Raw genomic sequence first — 14,210 nt, 5'->3', positions numbered from 1 at the left:
CCCCCCTGTCCCTCATGATCGCGGCCCCCCGCGATCCTCGGGCCCGCGCGGCCCCGGCACACGGCCGCCGAGCAGTTCGGCCGCCGCCTGCTGGTAGCGCAGGACCGCCTGTCCGGCGACGCGCAGATCGCAGGGCGCGCTCCACAGCATGCGGCGGGCCGCGTCGTAGCGCTCGATGAGGAACGGGTCCTCCGCGAGGCCGTGCCGGGCGACCTTCGCCTTGTACGCGTCGAGGCGGCCGCGCAGCTCCGCGCGGACCGCCAGGGGCGCGGTGACCGCGGTCAACGACTCGCGGGCGCGCAGCAGTTCGTCCTCCGCCTTCTGCTCCAGGGACTCCAGGAGCGGGGACAGACGGTGCCACTGGGCGTGTCTGCGGTACTCGGCGGCCGCCGCCAGCTGCTCCTGCAGCACGGTCGGCGGTCCGCTGACGACCGGCACCTCCGTGGCGGCGATCTTCGCCAGCACCTCGCCGCGCGCGGTGCGGGCCTCGGCGAGCGTACGCTCCGCGCGGGAGAGCACGTCACGCAGCTTGACCAGACGCTGCTCGGAATCCTGACGAACCGTCAGCACCGCGTCGATCTCACGGCGTACGTCCTCCAGGGCGCGCGCCTCGCGGTCGTACACCGTGGTGTCGGGCTTGCCGCCGCCCGGCGCCGAACTTCCCCGCGTGGGCAGCCAGTACGCCAGCGGGTCGGACACCACCTCTACACGCAGATGGGTGAGCGTGCGTGTGATGCGCTCCAGGTCGTCGCCCGCCGGGTGCTCGCCGGGGCGTACGCCGACGGAGTGCGCGAGTTGACGGGTGCGCTGCAGTTCCGCGGCGAGTAAATCGATCCGGGCGGGCAGCGCCGACCAGACCGCGTCGGCGGCGACCACCATGTCGAGCGAGGTCGCGTACAGCTCGTTCATCCGGTCCACCAGGGTGACCAGCGAGAACTGCTCGCTCAGCTTGCTCGAACCGCCCTGCAGGGTCGTGGCGTTGGCGGTCGCCGTGGTGCTTCCGGCCACCGTCACGGACTCGCCGCGCAGCAGTTCCGTCAGCTCCACCAGGTCGTCACGGCTGGACCAGCGGCGACGGGAGCGGATGTCGCGCGCGGAGCGCAACGCGTCCGTGTACGCGTCGAAGTACGCCCACAGCAGCGTGATCGACGCGTCTGCGGCAGTCCAGCGTTCCTTGGTGACACCCGTGAGCTCGGCGCCCTCGAGAAGCCTGCGGCCCGCGTGGTCCTGCAGGGCGAGGAGCGAGGTCTCGATCGCCTCGTGCTCCGCGCCGAGCCGCGCCAGCGCACGGTCCACCTCGTCCCGGTCCATCACCGGCCCGGCGGGGTCCGTGACGCCCATCGATCACCTCTCGCTGCGTAGTGGTCCGTTGTGTTCTGTCCTGCGCTGTCGTAACGCCCGTCAGTCGATGGTCCGTCACTTGTAGCGGGCTTCGGGAGGCGTCGCCGACACCGACTTCTTGTCGCCCTGGTCCATGGTCGGGTGCAGCCACTTCTCGTACGACGCCTTCCAGCCGCCGTCCTTGACGTAGTTCTCCAGGGTCCGGTTGACCTGGCGTACCAGATCGTCGGAGCCCGACTTCATCGCCACGCCGTAGTACTCGTCCGTGAACAGGCCGCCCTTCAGTTCGACCGTCGGGTCCTGCGCGGCCTGGCTGGCGGCGAGCGCGCCGTCGGTCACGACCGCGTCGACGTCGCCGAGCTGCAACTTCACCAGACAGTCGAGCTGGTTGGGGACGGTGGTGCTGATGTCGGTGGAGGCGGGGAGGTCACCGGACTTCCTGCCCTCCTCCAGGTTGTCGTACGCGGTGGAGCCCTCCGCCGAGCACACCTTCTTCTCGGCCAGGGTCTTGTCGAACCCGGTGATCGTCGAGGTCTTGGCGGCGAGCACCTGCTGGCCGGTGACGAAGTACGGGGCGGAGAAGGCGACTTGCTCGATCCGGTCGCAGTTGATCGTCATGGTGCGGACCACCATGTCGACCTCGCCCTTCTGGATCGCCTCGATCCGGCGGCTGGTCGGGATCGCCTTGAACTGCACGGCGTCACGGTCGCCGAGGATGTCCTCGGCGATCCGGTGGACCAGGTCGATGTCGAAGCCCTCCAGCTCACCGGAGGGGTTGTTCGGGTCGAGGTAGCCCCAGCGGTAGCTGTTGGTGTCGACGCCGACGATCAGACGGCGGTCCTTGCGGTCCTTGATGGCGTCCAGCACCGAGGTGTCGCCGTTGCCGCCGGACGGGGACAGGCTCTGGTCCTGCGGGTTCTCGCACTCCTCGGCCTTGGCCTGGCTGCTGTGGGCGACGCCCTGGCCGGCGGTCTCGGCGCCGTCACGCTGCTGGGACAGGGGGAGCAGCAGCGCGAAGGCCAGAGTCAGGGCGCAGACGACGGCCATCCCTCCGACGCCGCCCCAGCCACGCAGGCCGGCGCGCAGGCGCCGCCAGGGGGTGTCTGCGTTCGGTGGCGTGCCGTTCGTGTCCGGCGTAGTGCCGTGTGCGTTCATCGTCGTGCCCCCTCTCACCGGTACTCCGACAGCCTGCGGCCGATCCCGAGGACCGCGCCGGCCGCAGCCAGGACCGCGAGGACCGCGGCGCCGGTCGGCAGGCCGGTCAGCGAGTCGCGGCCGTCGCTCGCGGCCTGTCTGAACTCGTTCTGCTCATGCTTGAGCGCCGTCGCCAGGGCCTTGTCGACGTTGTCGAAGCACACGCTCGTCGGCTCCTTCGCGGCGCCGATGACGCGGTCGCGGGCGGCCTGGTAGTTGCCCGAGTTGTTGTCGTCGCGGGCTTCGCCGTGGCGGTCCTTCCAGACCTTCATGAAACCGTTCGCGTCCTGCACGGGCTTCTGTCCCGCCGAGTCGTCGGCGAGGTCCTCGGCGCGGGTGAGCGCCTTGCCGAGGTCGTCGATCTCCTTGTCGTAGCCCCACTCGTACGCGTCCACGACGGTGCCGTCGGCGAGGCTCTTGGTGTCCGCGCCCCTTCGGACCAGGGTGAGGTTCTCGTCGCTGCGGGCGGTGAGGGAGGCGATGCGGGCCTCGTGCAGGACGTTCAGCGAGCGGACGCCGTGGTCGTAGGAGTCGTTCAGTCCGGCGCGGGCGATGACGTGGCCGACGGTGAGCCAGAGCAGGACCACGGTGGAGGCCGCCGTCGCGGTGACCAGGCCGTGGTTCAGGACCCTGTTCGTGCGCCGGTAGTTGCGCTGTTGGGCCCAGGCGAGGGCGGCCAGGGCGAGGACGCCGAGGCCCGCGGCGGCCCAGGGGAAGGACTTCGCGTCCGCGTAGTCGTCGCGCAGGCGCTGGTTCTCCGTCTGGTGGAGCTTCTGGGCGGCCGGCAGCATCTTCTGCTGCATCATCTCGTTCGCCGCGCGCAGGTAGGCGCCGCCCACGGGGTAGCCCTGGCGGTTGTTGGCCCTCGCCGTTTCGACCAGGCCCTTGTACTCCGGCAGGAGCCTGCTGAGTTCGGCGATCGTGTTCGCCGAGGTGGAGCCCGGTTCGGAGTTGGCGGCCGCGGTGACGAGTTTGGCGGCGGCCGTGCGGATGTCCGTCTCGTAGCCCTGGCGCATGGCGGGCTTCTCCTGCAGGCCGGCGAGATAGCCGCTGGCCGCGGCGGTGTTGGCGTCCGCCAGGGAGCGGTAGATGTCGGCCGCGTCGGAGGTGAGGGGCTGGCTGCGGTTGAGGACGTCGTCGGCCGCGGCCGCCCGCTCCGTCATCTGCCAGGCGGCGATGGCGCCGAAGGCGACGACGAGGAGGGCGAGCAGGGCGCCGATGATGCGGAGCCGGCCGGGTTCGGTGGTGGCGGCGGCGCGCAGTCGGTCGAAGCCCTCGGCGAAGGCGGTGCGGCGGGGTTCGGTGCCGGGTGGAGTCGGGGCGGGTGTCGTGATCCGGTTGAGCTGGGGAGGCACGGACGGCATGGTGGGCGTGCTGGAGCCCGGTGGTGGCGCACTGCTCTTCGGCGTCTGTGTCACTGCTGACCTCCCCCGTGGTCATCCGTCGCGGCAAGTATCGCTGCCGGGACTGACATCCGCACCGGCCTTCACTGGATCTTGATCGGATCGCAGCGCGGAAGCCGAGCCTCGGCACACCGGAACACGCCCCGCACCACCCCCTGCCCATGAATACGCCGGGGGAATCGGTTCGGTTCCAGGTTCGGGGCAGGGGGTGTCGAGGTCACTGGGGGAGGAACGGATTCCGGTGCTGTTACACGCAACTGCCCGAGGTGGCCCACTGCCACCAGATCACCGGCAACGTCGACCATCCGCTCCAGGTCGAGGTGGTCGCCCTCGCCGCCGCGCATCTCGACGCCCTGTACGCCTTCCTCACCGACACCGTCGGCGCCCTCGACGGGGTCACCGTCATCGACACACCCCGCTGCCGGCGACCGTCAAACGCACGGGCCTGATCCGCCACTGACGACGGAACGGCGCCCTTCGAAGTGCCGGCGGAGCCGGGCGTGGACCTCCGCGGGCGCCCCCACCGCGTCCAGCCCCAGCAGCGCGGCTCCCAGCACCGGACTCGCCGTGACCACGCTCGGTACCGCCTTGGGGGCGCGCGAGGCCAGCAAGTCCTGGATGCCGTCGGTCAGTTGGGGGTGACGGGCCGCCAGTACGCCGCCGCCCAGCAGGACGGGTGTCTCCTCCTCCAGCAGGCCGAGGCGGGTCAGGGCGACCGTCGCCATCGTCACCACCTCGTCGGCCAGACGGGCCACGATGTCGCGGGCGATCGGGTCGCCGGCCGCCGCGGTGGCGAAGAGGACCGGGGTCAGCTCGTGACGGCGGATCTCCTCGATCTGCTCCAGGTGCAGGGCCTCGATGAGGGCGTACATGGTGGGGAGGCCGAAGTGGGCGGGGAGGGCGCGGGCGAGGTCCGTGGCCGCGCCGCGCCCGTCCTCGGCCCGCGCCGCGTGCCACATGGCCTCCTCGGACAGGCCCCAGCCGCCGCCCCAGTCACCGGAGATACGGCCGAGGGCCGGGAAGCGGGCGGTACGGCCGTCGGGGCGCATGCCCACGCAGTTGATGCCGGCGCCGCAGACGACGGCCACCCCGCGGGGCTCCGTCACGCCCGCCCGGAGGATCGCGAAGGTGTCGTTGCGGACCTCGACGCTCGTGCCCCACGCGCGTGCCTGCAGCGCGGCCGCCAGGGTCTCCTCCTCCACCGGGAAGTCGGCGTTCGCCAGGCAGGCCGAGACTCGGTCGACGGATGTCACGCCCGCCGCCGTGAAGGCCTGCTCCACGGCCTCGGCGAGCGTGTCCATCGCCTGCTCCACGCCGACCGCCGGTGGCCGGAACCCTCCGCCGCGGGCCGTGGCCAGGACGGTTCCGTCGGCGGCCACCACCGCCACGTCGGTCTTGCTGTTGCCCGCGTCTACGGCGAGGACACGTGCGGTCATGCCCACGCGAGATGCTCCCGGTTGTGTGCGATCAGTCGGTCGGTCAGCTGCTCGGCGTACTCGAACTGGCCGATGAGGGGGTGGGAGAGCAGGGTCCTGAAGACCCGGTCGCGGCCGCCGCGCAGGGCCGCGTCCAGCGCCAGGTCCTCGTAGGCCGTCACCTGGGCCATCAGGCCCGCGTACAGGGGGTCCGTGCTCGGGACGGACAGCGGGACCGGGCCCTGCCGGCCCACCGCCGCCTGTACCTCGATCACCGCGTCGTCAGGGAGGAAGGGGAGCGTGCCCTTGTTGTACGTGTTCACCACCTGGTACGGGCTGCCCGCGCTGTTCAGCAGCGCGGCCGCCAGGTCCACCGCGGCCTCCGAGTAGTACGCGCCGCCTCGCTTGGAGAGGAGTTCGGGCTTCTCGTCGAGGGACGGGTCGGCGTAGAGGGTGAGCAACTTCCTTTCCATTTCGGCCACTTCCGCGGCGCGGGACGGTTTGGTGCGCAGCTCCCGTACCACTTCGTCGTGCGCGTAGTAGTAGCGCAGGTAGTACGACGGGACGACGCCCAGCCGGTCCAGGAGGACGCGCGGGAGGTGCAGGTCCGCGGCGATCGTGTCGCCGTGCTCGCTGAGCAGCTTCGGCAGGACGTCCTCGCCCTCGGGGCCGCCAAGGCGGACGCCGGTCTCCCAGGTGAGGTGGTTGAGGCCCACGTGGTCCAGGTGGATGTCGGCGGGTGCCACGCCGAGCTTCGCCGCGAACCTGCGCTGGAAGCCGATCGCCACGTTGCACAGGCCGACCGCCTTGTGGCCCTCCTGGAGCAGGGCGCGGGTCACGATGCCGACCGGGTTGGTGAAGTCGATGATCCAGGCGGTGGGGTTGGTGCGGCGGACGCGGTCCGCGATGTCGAGGACGATCGGCACCGTGCGCAGGGCCTTCGCCAGACCGCCCGCGCCCGTCGTCTCCTGTCCCACGCAGCCGCATTCCAGGGGCCAGGTCTCGTCCTGTTCACGGGCCGCCTGGCCGCCCACCCGGAGCTGGAGGAGGACCGCGTCGGCGCCGTCCACGGCCTCGTCCAGGTCCGTGGTGGTGGTGATCGTGCCGTTGTGGGCCTGGCGGGCGAAGATACGGCGGGCCAGGGCGCCGATCAGTTCCAGACGGTCCGTCGCCGGGTCCATCAGGACCAGTTCCTCAATGGGGAGGGTGTCCCGGAGGCGGGCGAAGCCGTCGATGAGTTCGGGGGTGTAGGTCGAGCCTCCGCCGACCACGGTGAGTTTCATAGCTGAGTCAACCCTTTACTCCGGTGAGCGTGACGCCCTCGACGAACGCCTTCTGCGCGAAGAAGAACACGAGGATCACGGGGGCCATCACGAGAACAGTGGCGGCCATGGTGAGGTTCCAGTCGGTGTGGTGCGCTCCCTTGAACGACTCCAGGCCGTAGGAGAGGGTCCAGGCGCCGGGGTTCTCGGACGCGTAGATCTGGGGGCCGAAGTAGTCGTTCCACGCGTAGAAGAACTGGAAGAGGGCCACGGCGGCTATCCCCGGTTTCGCCATGGGCAGGACGACGCGCAGGAGGGTGCGCAGTTCGCCGCAGCCGTCCACCTTCGCCGCGTCCAGGTACTCGTTCGGGATCGTCGTGAGGAACTGGCGGAGCAGGAAGATCGAGAAGGCGTCCCCGAACGCCATCGGGATGATCAGAGGCCAGAGGGTGCCCGAGAGGTCCAGCTGCTTCGCCCAGAAGAGGTACATCGGGATGATGACCACCTGGGGCGGCAGCATCATCATCGAGATGACCAGCATCAGGGACAGGTTCCGGCCGCGGAAGCGGAACTTGGCGAGCGCGTAGGCCACCGGGATGGAGGACACGACCGTGAGGACCGTGCCCAGGCCCGCGTAGATCAGGGTGTTCTTCCACCAGGTCAGGAAGCCGGGGGTGTCGAAGACCTTGGTGTAGTTGCTCCATTCCCAGGTGTCCGGGACCAGGTCGCGGGTGAGCGCCTGCTGGTCGCTCATCAGCGACGTCAGGACGACGAACACGAAGGGCAGGGTGAAGAAGAGCGCCGCCGCGATGCCGAGGGAGTGGACCGCTATCCATTCCAGGAGGGCCCTGCGTCGGGCCGTGCGCTCGGCCATGGTCGGGGTGTCCAACTGCACCGGCTTGTCCAGCACTTGGGTCATGGTCAGTCACCTGCCTGGATCAGTCCGCCCCGGCGCCGCATCAGCAGCGCGGTGAACGCCATGGCGAGGGCGAACAGGACGAGCGCGACCACACACGCCGAGCCGTAGTCGAAGCGCTGGAAGCCGAGGTTGTAGACGAGCTGGGGGAGGGTCAGCGTCGACTTGTCCGGGTAGCCGGGCTCGAACTGCTGGCCGGAGCCGCCGATGATGCCGGAGGCGACCTTTCCGGCCACCAGGGGCTGTGTGTAGTACTGCATCGTCTGGATCACGCCCGTGACGACGGCGAACATCACGATCGGCGAGATGTTCGGCAGGGTGACGTACCGGAACCGCTGCCAGGCCGTCGTGCCGTCCAGTTCCGCGGCCTCGTACTGCTCCTTCGGTACGTCGAGCAGCGCGGCCATGAAGATGACCATGAGGTCGCCCACGCCCCACAGCGCGAGCGCGGTGAGGGCCGGCTTGGACCAGGCGGGGTCCGTGAACCAGCCGGGGGTCGGCAGACCCAGGCCGTCGAGGACCGAGTTCACCGGTCCGGTACCGGGGTTGAGGAGGAAGACGAAGGCCAGCGTCGCGGCGACCGGCGGGGCGAGGTAGGGCAGGTAGAAGAGGGTGCGGAAGACGCCCGTGCCCGTCTTGATCTTCGTGATGAGCAGGCCGATACCGAGGCCGAACACCACCCGGCAGGTCACCATCACCAGCACCAGCCAGAGCGTGTTGCGCAGCGCCGGCCAGAACAGCGGGTAGTCGTTGAAGACGTAGGCCCAGTTGCCCAGGCCGCGGAAGGCCGGTGTGCCGAAGCCGTCGTACTTCATGAAGGAGAAGTACACGGTGGACACCAGCGGATAGGCGAAGAAGACGCCGAACCCGATGAGCCACGGTGACAGGAAGGCCACCGTCCGAAGCGCCGACCTGCGGCGCTTCGCGCGGAGAGTGTGCGTGGACATCGACGGCGCTACTTCGCCTGCGCGATGTCGGTGTCGATCTGCCGGGCGGTCTTCTCCAGACCGGCCTTGAGGTCCTTCACCTTGCCGGACTCGTACTGGTAGCCGAAGTCCTGAAGGGTCGTCTGGTACGTGGAGCCGTTGACGGAGGCCGGCGGCGACGTCGAGTGCGAGTTCTGGGCGATGTCCAGGAACGTCTTGAAGCCGGGGTCCACCTTCAGGTCCGGCGACTTCAGGGCGGCGAACGTGGAGGGCACGTTGTGGATGGCGTTGGCGAAGGAGACGACGGCCTGCGTGTCGGTGGTCAGGTACTTCACCAGTTCCCAGGCGGCGTTCTGCTTCTCGCTCTGCGGGGCGATGCCGATGATCGTGCCGGAGAGGAAGCCCTTGCCGTACTCGTCGGCCTCGTCGTCGGCGACGGGCATCGGAGCGGTGCCGATCTCGAAGTCGACGCCGGCGTCCTTCGCCATGCCGAGCCGCCACTCGCCGTCGAGCTGCATGGCCACCTGGCCGGTCTGGAACGGGTGCTTGGCGCCCCACTCGTCGCCGAAGGTGTTCCGGTACTTCTCCAGCTTCGCGAAGCCGCCGAGGTCGTCGATCAGCTTCTTCTGGTACGTGAACATCTCGGCGAAGGCCGGGTCCTTGGCGATGCTGGACTTGCCGTCGGCGTCGAAGTAGGCGTGGTCCCACTGGGACATGTAGTGGTCCACGACCGTCTCGTAGCCGTGGTACGTCGGCATGAACCCGAGCTGCTGGTAACTGTCACCCTTGCTGACAGTCAGCTTCTTGGCGACCTGCGCGAACTCCGACCAGGTCTTCGGCGGGGACTTGATGCCGGCCTTTTCGAAGGCGTCCTTGTTGTAGTAGAGGCCGTAGGCGTCGCCCAGCAGGGGCAGGGCGCAGCGGGTGCCGTCGAACTGGGTGTAGTCCAGCATCGGCTTCGGGATCAGCTTGTCGAGGTCCAGCTTCGACTTCTCGATGAAGGGCTTGAGGTCGAGGAAGGCGCCGGAGGAGCAGAACTTGCCGACGTTGGAGGTCGTGAACGACGACACGACGTCGGGCCCGTTCGAACCACCTGCCCGCAGCGCCTGGTTGAGCTTGTCGTCGTTGATGTTGCCGACGACCTTCACCGTGATGTTCGGGTGGGCCTTCTCGAACGCGTCGACGTTCTCCTGGATCGCCTTGACCTCGGCGGGCGCGCTCCAGCCGTGCCAGAAGGTGATCGTCGTCTTGGCGTTGGGGTCGTCGTTCGCACCGGACTCCGCCTGGCCCGTACAGGCCGTGGCGAGGAGGGCCAGGGAGGCGGAGGCGGCGAGTGCGGCCGCGGTCTTGCGGGACGCAGAGGGTATGACTTTCCAGGACTTTCCGGGCATGGCGAGGTCTCCCAGGGCGGGACGGGGTGGGTGAAGGGAAGGCGGGGGGTGAGCTGAGGTGTGGGTGAGGAGGTGAGTCGGCGGGGCGGGCGGTCAGCGCGAGGTGTTGAAGACCTCGTCGCGTGTAGTCGCCAGCGCGCTCTCCAACGCGCCCCGCAGCACGGGGTGTTCACGGACGTCGCCGACCACGAGCCGGGGCCGGGACGCGGCCAGCTCCTCCAGCTCGGACTGGACGAGGGCGCGCAGCACCTCGCCGCCGTTGGTGAGGGAGGCGCCGCTGAGGACGACCAGTTCGGGATCGAGGACGGAGACCAGGGAGGCCAGACCGGTGGCCAGCCGGGTCGCGTAGGTCTGCAGGAGCAGCCGGTTGAGGACGGTGTCCTCGCCGGCGGCCCGTTCGACAAGGGTGGCGGCGGCCTCGGCGTACGGCGTCGACGGGACGCTCGTCATGCCGATCTCCCGTGCCAGCCGGGGGATGGCCTGGGAGCCGGCCAGCTCCTGATAGCCACCACTGTTGGCTTTCGTCACCTGCCGGACCAGGGGCGTGCCGGGAACCGGCAGGAAACCCACCTCGCCCGCGCCGCCGGTCCAGCCGCGGTGCAGCCGGCCGCCGAGGATCAGGGCGGCACCGAGGCCGCCCTCGTTCCACAGCAGCACGAAGTCCTCGTGACCGCGGGCCGCGCCGAGCCGCTGCTCGGCCACCGCCACGAGGTTGACGTCGTTCTCGTACTCGACCGGCATCGGCAGGGCGGCGGCGAGTTCATCCAGGAGCGCGGGGGTGTGCCAGCCGGGGAGGTGGGAGGCGTAGCGCAGCCGGCCCGTGTTGGGGTCGAAGGCGCCGGGGGTGCCGATGACGAGCCGGTGGACGTCGTCGCGGGCCAGTCCCGCCGCCTTCACCGCGCCGTCCAGGGCGTCGGTGACCTGTCGGACGACGGGCTGGGACGGGCGTCTGCCGGGGGTGGGCAGTTCGTACGACCCGACCCTGCGGCCCGTGATGTCGGAGACGGCGGCGAGGATGCGTTCGGGGGTGACGTCGAGCCCCGCGGCGTACGCGGCGGTCGGATTGACCTCGTACAGCTGGGCGTTGGGGCCGGGGCGGCCCTCCGTCGTGCCGGTCGCCAGCACGAGGCCGGCGGCCTCCAGGCGGGCCAGCAACTGGGAGGCGGTCGGCTTGGACAGGCCGGTGAGCTTGCCGATCCGCGTGCGGGACAGCGGTCCGTGCTCCAGGAGGAGGTCCAGGGCGGCACGGTCGTTCATGGCGCGCAGGACGCGCGGGGTGCCCGGCGTACCGGCGTTTCCTGCCATGGGGTCGACACCTGCCTCTCGGCTGACCAGCTTCTCAGTGATCTACGACCGAAGTCCATCCAGGAGTCCCCGGCCGATCCCTGTTAGGAAAGTTTCCTATCTGCTGCGGAGGAACGTAAGCCCGGTGGGAAGTCGGCGTCAAGAGAGGTGGTCCGGCAGGCAACAGAGTCGTTACTTGAGGGCGCCGGCCCGCGCTGCGTGCTCGCGCCACGGAAGCAGGAGCGGCGTCGCCAGCAGCAGGACGCCGGCGAGAGCGATCGCCGTGCGCGGGCCGGTCAGTGTCGCCAGCATGCCCGACAGCGCCGTCATGGCCGCGGTCGCCGTCCTGACGGTGACGGTCCACGCCGACAGGGTGCGGGTCACCCGGTCCGGCGGGGTCTGGTCGAGGCGGTGGGTGGCGAGCACCGGGTTGAAGACGCCCGCGCAGGTGATCAGGCCGAACTCGACGGCCATGACGAGGACGAGGCCGGGTGTGCCCGGTCCGATGAAGGCCAGGCCGACCGGCCAGCAGGCGCGCAGGGTGCCCGCGACGAGCAGGATCCGGTACCGGCCGTGCCGGGCGGTCAGGCGCCGGGAGAGCCGGGAGCCCAGCAGGCCGCCCAGGCACGGTACGGCGAAGGCGAGGCCGTACTGCCAGGGGGCGAAGCCGAGTCGGCCGAGCATGAGGACGGCGAGCATCGGAGCCTGCGCCATGATCAGGGAGTTGACCAGGACCGTGTTGAGGAACAGCGGGCGCAGGGTCGGGTGGGTGAGGATGTGCCGCCAGCCCGCCCGAAGGTCGCTCGCCCGCAGTCCCCGCGCCCGTGGACCCGACGGGGTCTCGGGGCGGATCTGTTGCCCTTCCTTACCGCCGATCGCCCGGATCCCCAGCGCCGACAGCAGAAAGCTGACCGCGTTCGCCAGCACCGTCACCATCGGGCCGAACACCCCTACCGCCGCCCCGCCGAGCGGCGGGCCGAGAGCCGTGGCCGTCCACATCGTGGCCTCGAAGCGGCCGTTGGCCACCAGCAGGTCCTCCGGCGGCACGAGGGACTTCACATACGCCCCGCTCGCCGCGTTGAACGTGATGTCCGCCGCGGCGACCGCCACCGACACCACCAGCAGCTGACCGAGACCGAGCGCGTCCAGCGCGTACGCGACGGGGAGGCTGAGCAGCGCCGCGCACCGGACCAGATCCGCCGCGACCAGCACGGGCCGCTTCGACCGGAACTCCACCCACGCCCCGAGCGGCACCGCCAGCGCCGCCCCCACCGCGAGCCCCGAGGCCGACAGCAGCGCCACCTCCGTCGCCCCGGCGTGCAGCACGATGACCGCGATCAACGAGAAGGCGTCGAAGGCCAGCCAGGTGCCGAAGGTGCTGACCGCGTAGGCCGCCCACAGCCACCCGAACCGCCGCCCCAGCGACCCCCCGCCCGCCCCCGCCACGACCCGCTCGCCCCGCCTCTGCTCCGTACCGCCCGGCCGTGCGCCGTCCCGCCCACGCGAGACGGCCGTACGTCTACCTGAGCATCCAAGCCAGCCAGGAGCCGCGGATCAAACAACCGATGCGCTGTCCCACCACAACCGCCGGTTGTACCCGTGCGTGCGCCGGGACGTATCTCAAGCGACGGCGCGCGCGCCACCGGCCGGGCACTCCATGCACCGGCGGTGGCTCGACTGGGGCCTGGCTACTTCGTCACGCTCGGTGGCGCCAGCGGTGTGGCCGCCTGGGACTGGGGCGAGGTGGCGCTGGCGTAGGCCGAGGGGGCGGCCATGCCCGCCGTCGGGTCGGCCGTGATCGCCTCGTCGATCATCAGCGGGGCGCGGCCGACGATCGGGATGTCCGCGGCGTCGAAGGCGCGCTTGATGCGCCAGCGCAGTTCGCGTTCCACCGTGAGGGCCTTGCCCGGCATGGTCTTCGCCGAGACGCGCACGACCATCGAGTCCAGCAGGACGCTGTCCAGGCCGAGCACCTCGATCGGGCCCCACAGGAGCTCGTTCCAGGGCTCTTCCTTGCTCATCTTCTCGCCGACCTCGCCGATCGCGAGCCGGACCTTGTCCAGGTCCTCCGAGGAGCGGACGGTGACATCCACGCCGGCCGTGGACCAGCCCTGCGAGAGGTTGCCGATGCGCTTGACCTCGCCGTTGCGGACGTACCAGATCTCGCCGTTGTCGCCGCGCAGCTTGGTCACGCGCAGGCCGACCTCGATGACCTCGCCGGAGGCCACGCCCGCGTCGATCGAGTCGCCGACGCCGTACTGGTCCTCCAGGATCATGAAGACGCCGGAGAGGAAGTCGGTGACCAGGTTGCGGGCGCCGAAGCCGATCGCCACACCCGCGACACCGGCCGACGCCAGCAGCGGGGCCAGGTTGATCTCGAAGGTGGACAGGACCATCAGGGCGGCCGTGCCCATGATCAGGAAACTGGCCACCGAGCGCAGCACCGACCCGATCGCCTGCGAGCGCTGACGGCGGCGCTCCACATTGACCAGCAGGCCGCCCAGAGCCGTGCCGTCCACCGCCTGTGCGGTGCGGTTCATCCGCTCTATGAGCTTGGTGATCGCGCGGCGCACGGCCACTCTCAGCACGGTCGCTATCACCAGGATCAGCAGGACCCGCAGGCCGATCGCGAGCCAGGTCGACCAGTTCTGCTCGACCCAGCCGGCGGCCTGTGTCGCGCTCTCGTGGGCGTCCTGGAGCGAGGGGACCGCCGGGGTCGTCGTCCCCGAGGGTGTCGGGGACGGTGACGAACCGGCGGTCAGTAGGACGGCGGACAGGGACACGGCAGGTACCTCCAGTGCAGCGGCCCGCCCCACCGGTAGGCGGTCAAGGTCGATCAAGGTCACGAAAAGGTCACCGGCGGGGCAGGTCCACCACACTATCGGGGCATCGGTGTGCGGATCGTCGCCATGTTCGAGGGAGGAATCGTGCCCACCTGGGGATGAACTGGTGGGATGAACCGTTCATCGCCCAGGGGATGAATCAGATGTGGTCGAAAACACTCTCAGCCCGTTACCGGGACATGGTGGCGCTTTCACCAGGCGAGAGGGGAGACTGACTACAGATCGTCCCGGCGCG

General features: G+C 70.1%; 12 protein-coding genes. 1 reads left to right on the top strand and 11 read right to left on the bottom strand.

The genetic code is table 11. From position 1 onward, the window contains the following. Nucleotides 1-12: 12 nt before the first annotated feature. The 3 genes from ACFQ6S_RS19705 to ACFQ6S_RS19695 form a co-directional block, all read right to left on the bottom strand. Nucleotides 13-1,341: a hypothetical protein gene (locus tag ACFQ6S_RS19705; protein ID WP_383410941.1), complete on the bottom strand. Its 1,329-nt coding sequence runs from the start codon at nucleotides 1,339-1,341 to the stop codon at nucleotides 13-15. 75 nt (nucleotides 1,342-1,416) lie between these two features. Continuing rightward, a complete protein-coding gene (locus ACFQ6S_RS19700; RefSeq protein WP_383411315.1) occupies nucleotides 1,417-2,388 on the bottom strand; it encodes a glutamate ABC transporter substrate-binding protein in 972 nt (323 codons plus the stop codon). Nucleotides 2,389-2,510: 122 nt separating this feature from the next. Then, a complete protein-coding gene (locus ACFQ6S_RS19695; RefSeq protein WP_383411313.1) occupies nucleotides 2,511-3,899 on the bottom strand; it encodes a hypothetical protein in 1,389 nt (462 codons plus the stop codon). Nucleotides 3,900-4,204: 305 nt separating this feature from the next. On the opposite strand from ACFQ6S_RS19695, the gene ACFQ6S_RS19690 reads away from it, so the two are divergent. Further along, on the top strand, nucleotides 4,205-4,387 hold the full coding sequence (locus tag ACFQ6S_RS19690) for a hypothetical protein (protein ID WP_383410939.1): 183 nt from the start codon (nucleotides 4,205-4,207) through the stop codon (nucleotides 4,385-4,387). Here the strand turns inward: ACFQ6S_RS19690 and ACFQ6S_RS19685 are convergent. From ACFQ6S_RS19685 to ACFQ6S_RS19650, 8 genes are all read right to left on the bottom strand, one after another. Continuing rightward, complete coding sequence (locus ACFQ6S_RS19685; RefSeq protein WP_383410937.1) at nucleotides 4,370-5,380, bottom strand: N-acetylglucosamine kinase; 1,011 nt, start codon at nucleotides 5,378-5,380, stop codon at nucleotides 4,370-4,372. The two genes, ACFQ6S_RS19690 and ACFQ6S_RS19685, sit on opposite strands and share 18 nt — an antisense overlap. Further along, the gene (locus ACFQ6S_RS19680) at nucleotides 5,371-6,636 is read right to left on the bottom strand and encodes a 6-phospho-beta-glucosidase (protein WP_383410935.1); all 1,266 of its coding nucleotides are present in this window, start codon (nucleotides 6,634-6,636) and stop codon (nucleotides 5,371-5,373) included. Before ACFQ6S_RS19680 ends, ACFQ6S_RS19685 begins: the two co-directional genes overlap by 10 nt. Nucleotides 6,637-6,643: 7 nt before the next feature. Then, on the bottom strand, nucleotides 6,644-7,534 hold the full coding sequence (locus ACFQ6S_RS19675) for a carbohydrate ABC transporter permease (protein WP_383410933.1): 891 nt from the start codon (nucleotides 7,532-7,534) through the stop codon (nucleotides 6,644-6,646). Nucleotides 7,535-7,536: 2 nt separating this feature from the next. Continuing rightward, entirely contained in the window at nucleotides 7,537-8,478 is a 942-nt protein-coding gene (locus tag ACFQ6S_RS19670) for a carbohydrate ABC transporter permease (protein WP_383410930.1), read from the bottom strand. An 8-nt stretch (nucleotides 8,479-8,486) separates the two neighbouring features. Further along, nucleotides 8,487-9,848, bottom strand: a complete 1,362-nt coding sequence (locus tag ACFQ6S_RS19665; RefSeq protein ID WP_383410927.1) for an ABC transporter substrate-binding protein — start codon at nucleotides 9,846-9,848, stop codon at nucleotides 8,487-8,489. 93 nt (nucleotides 9,849-9,941) lie between these two features. Continuing rightward, the gene (locus ACFQ6S_RS19660; protein ID WP_383410924.1) at nucleotides 9,942-11,153 is read right to left on the bottom strand and encodes an ROK family transcriptional regulator; all 1,212 of its coding nucleotides are present in this window, start codon (nucleotides 11,151-11,153) and stop codon (nucleotides 9,942-9,944) included. 171 nt (nucleotides 11,154-11,324) lie between these two features. Further along, complete coding sequence (locus ACFQ6S_RS19655) at nucleotides 11,325-12,578, bottom strand: MFS transporter (RefSeq protein ID WP_383410921.1); 1,254 nt, start codon at nucleotides 12,576-12,578, stop codon at nucleotides 11,325-11,327. Between the two features lie 242 nt (nucleotides 12,579-12,820). Next, the gene (locus tag ACFQ6S_RS19650; RefSeq protein WP_383410920.1) at nucleotides 12,821-13,915 is read right to left on the bottom strand and encodes a mechanosensitive ion channel family protein; all 1,095 of its coding nucleotides are present in this window, start codon (nucleotides 13,913-13,915) and stop codon (nucleotides 12,821-12,823) included. Nucleotides 13,916-14,210 lie beyond the last annotated feature (295 nt).

Origin of the sequence: Streptomyces sp. NPDC056479, from assembly GCF_042795335.1 — a bacterium.
Classification (GTDB): Bacteria; Actinomycetota; Actinomycetes; order Streptomycetales; family Streptomycetaceae; genus Streptomyces.
This window is presented reverse-complemented; position numbering and strand designations above follow the sequence as displayed.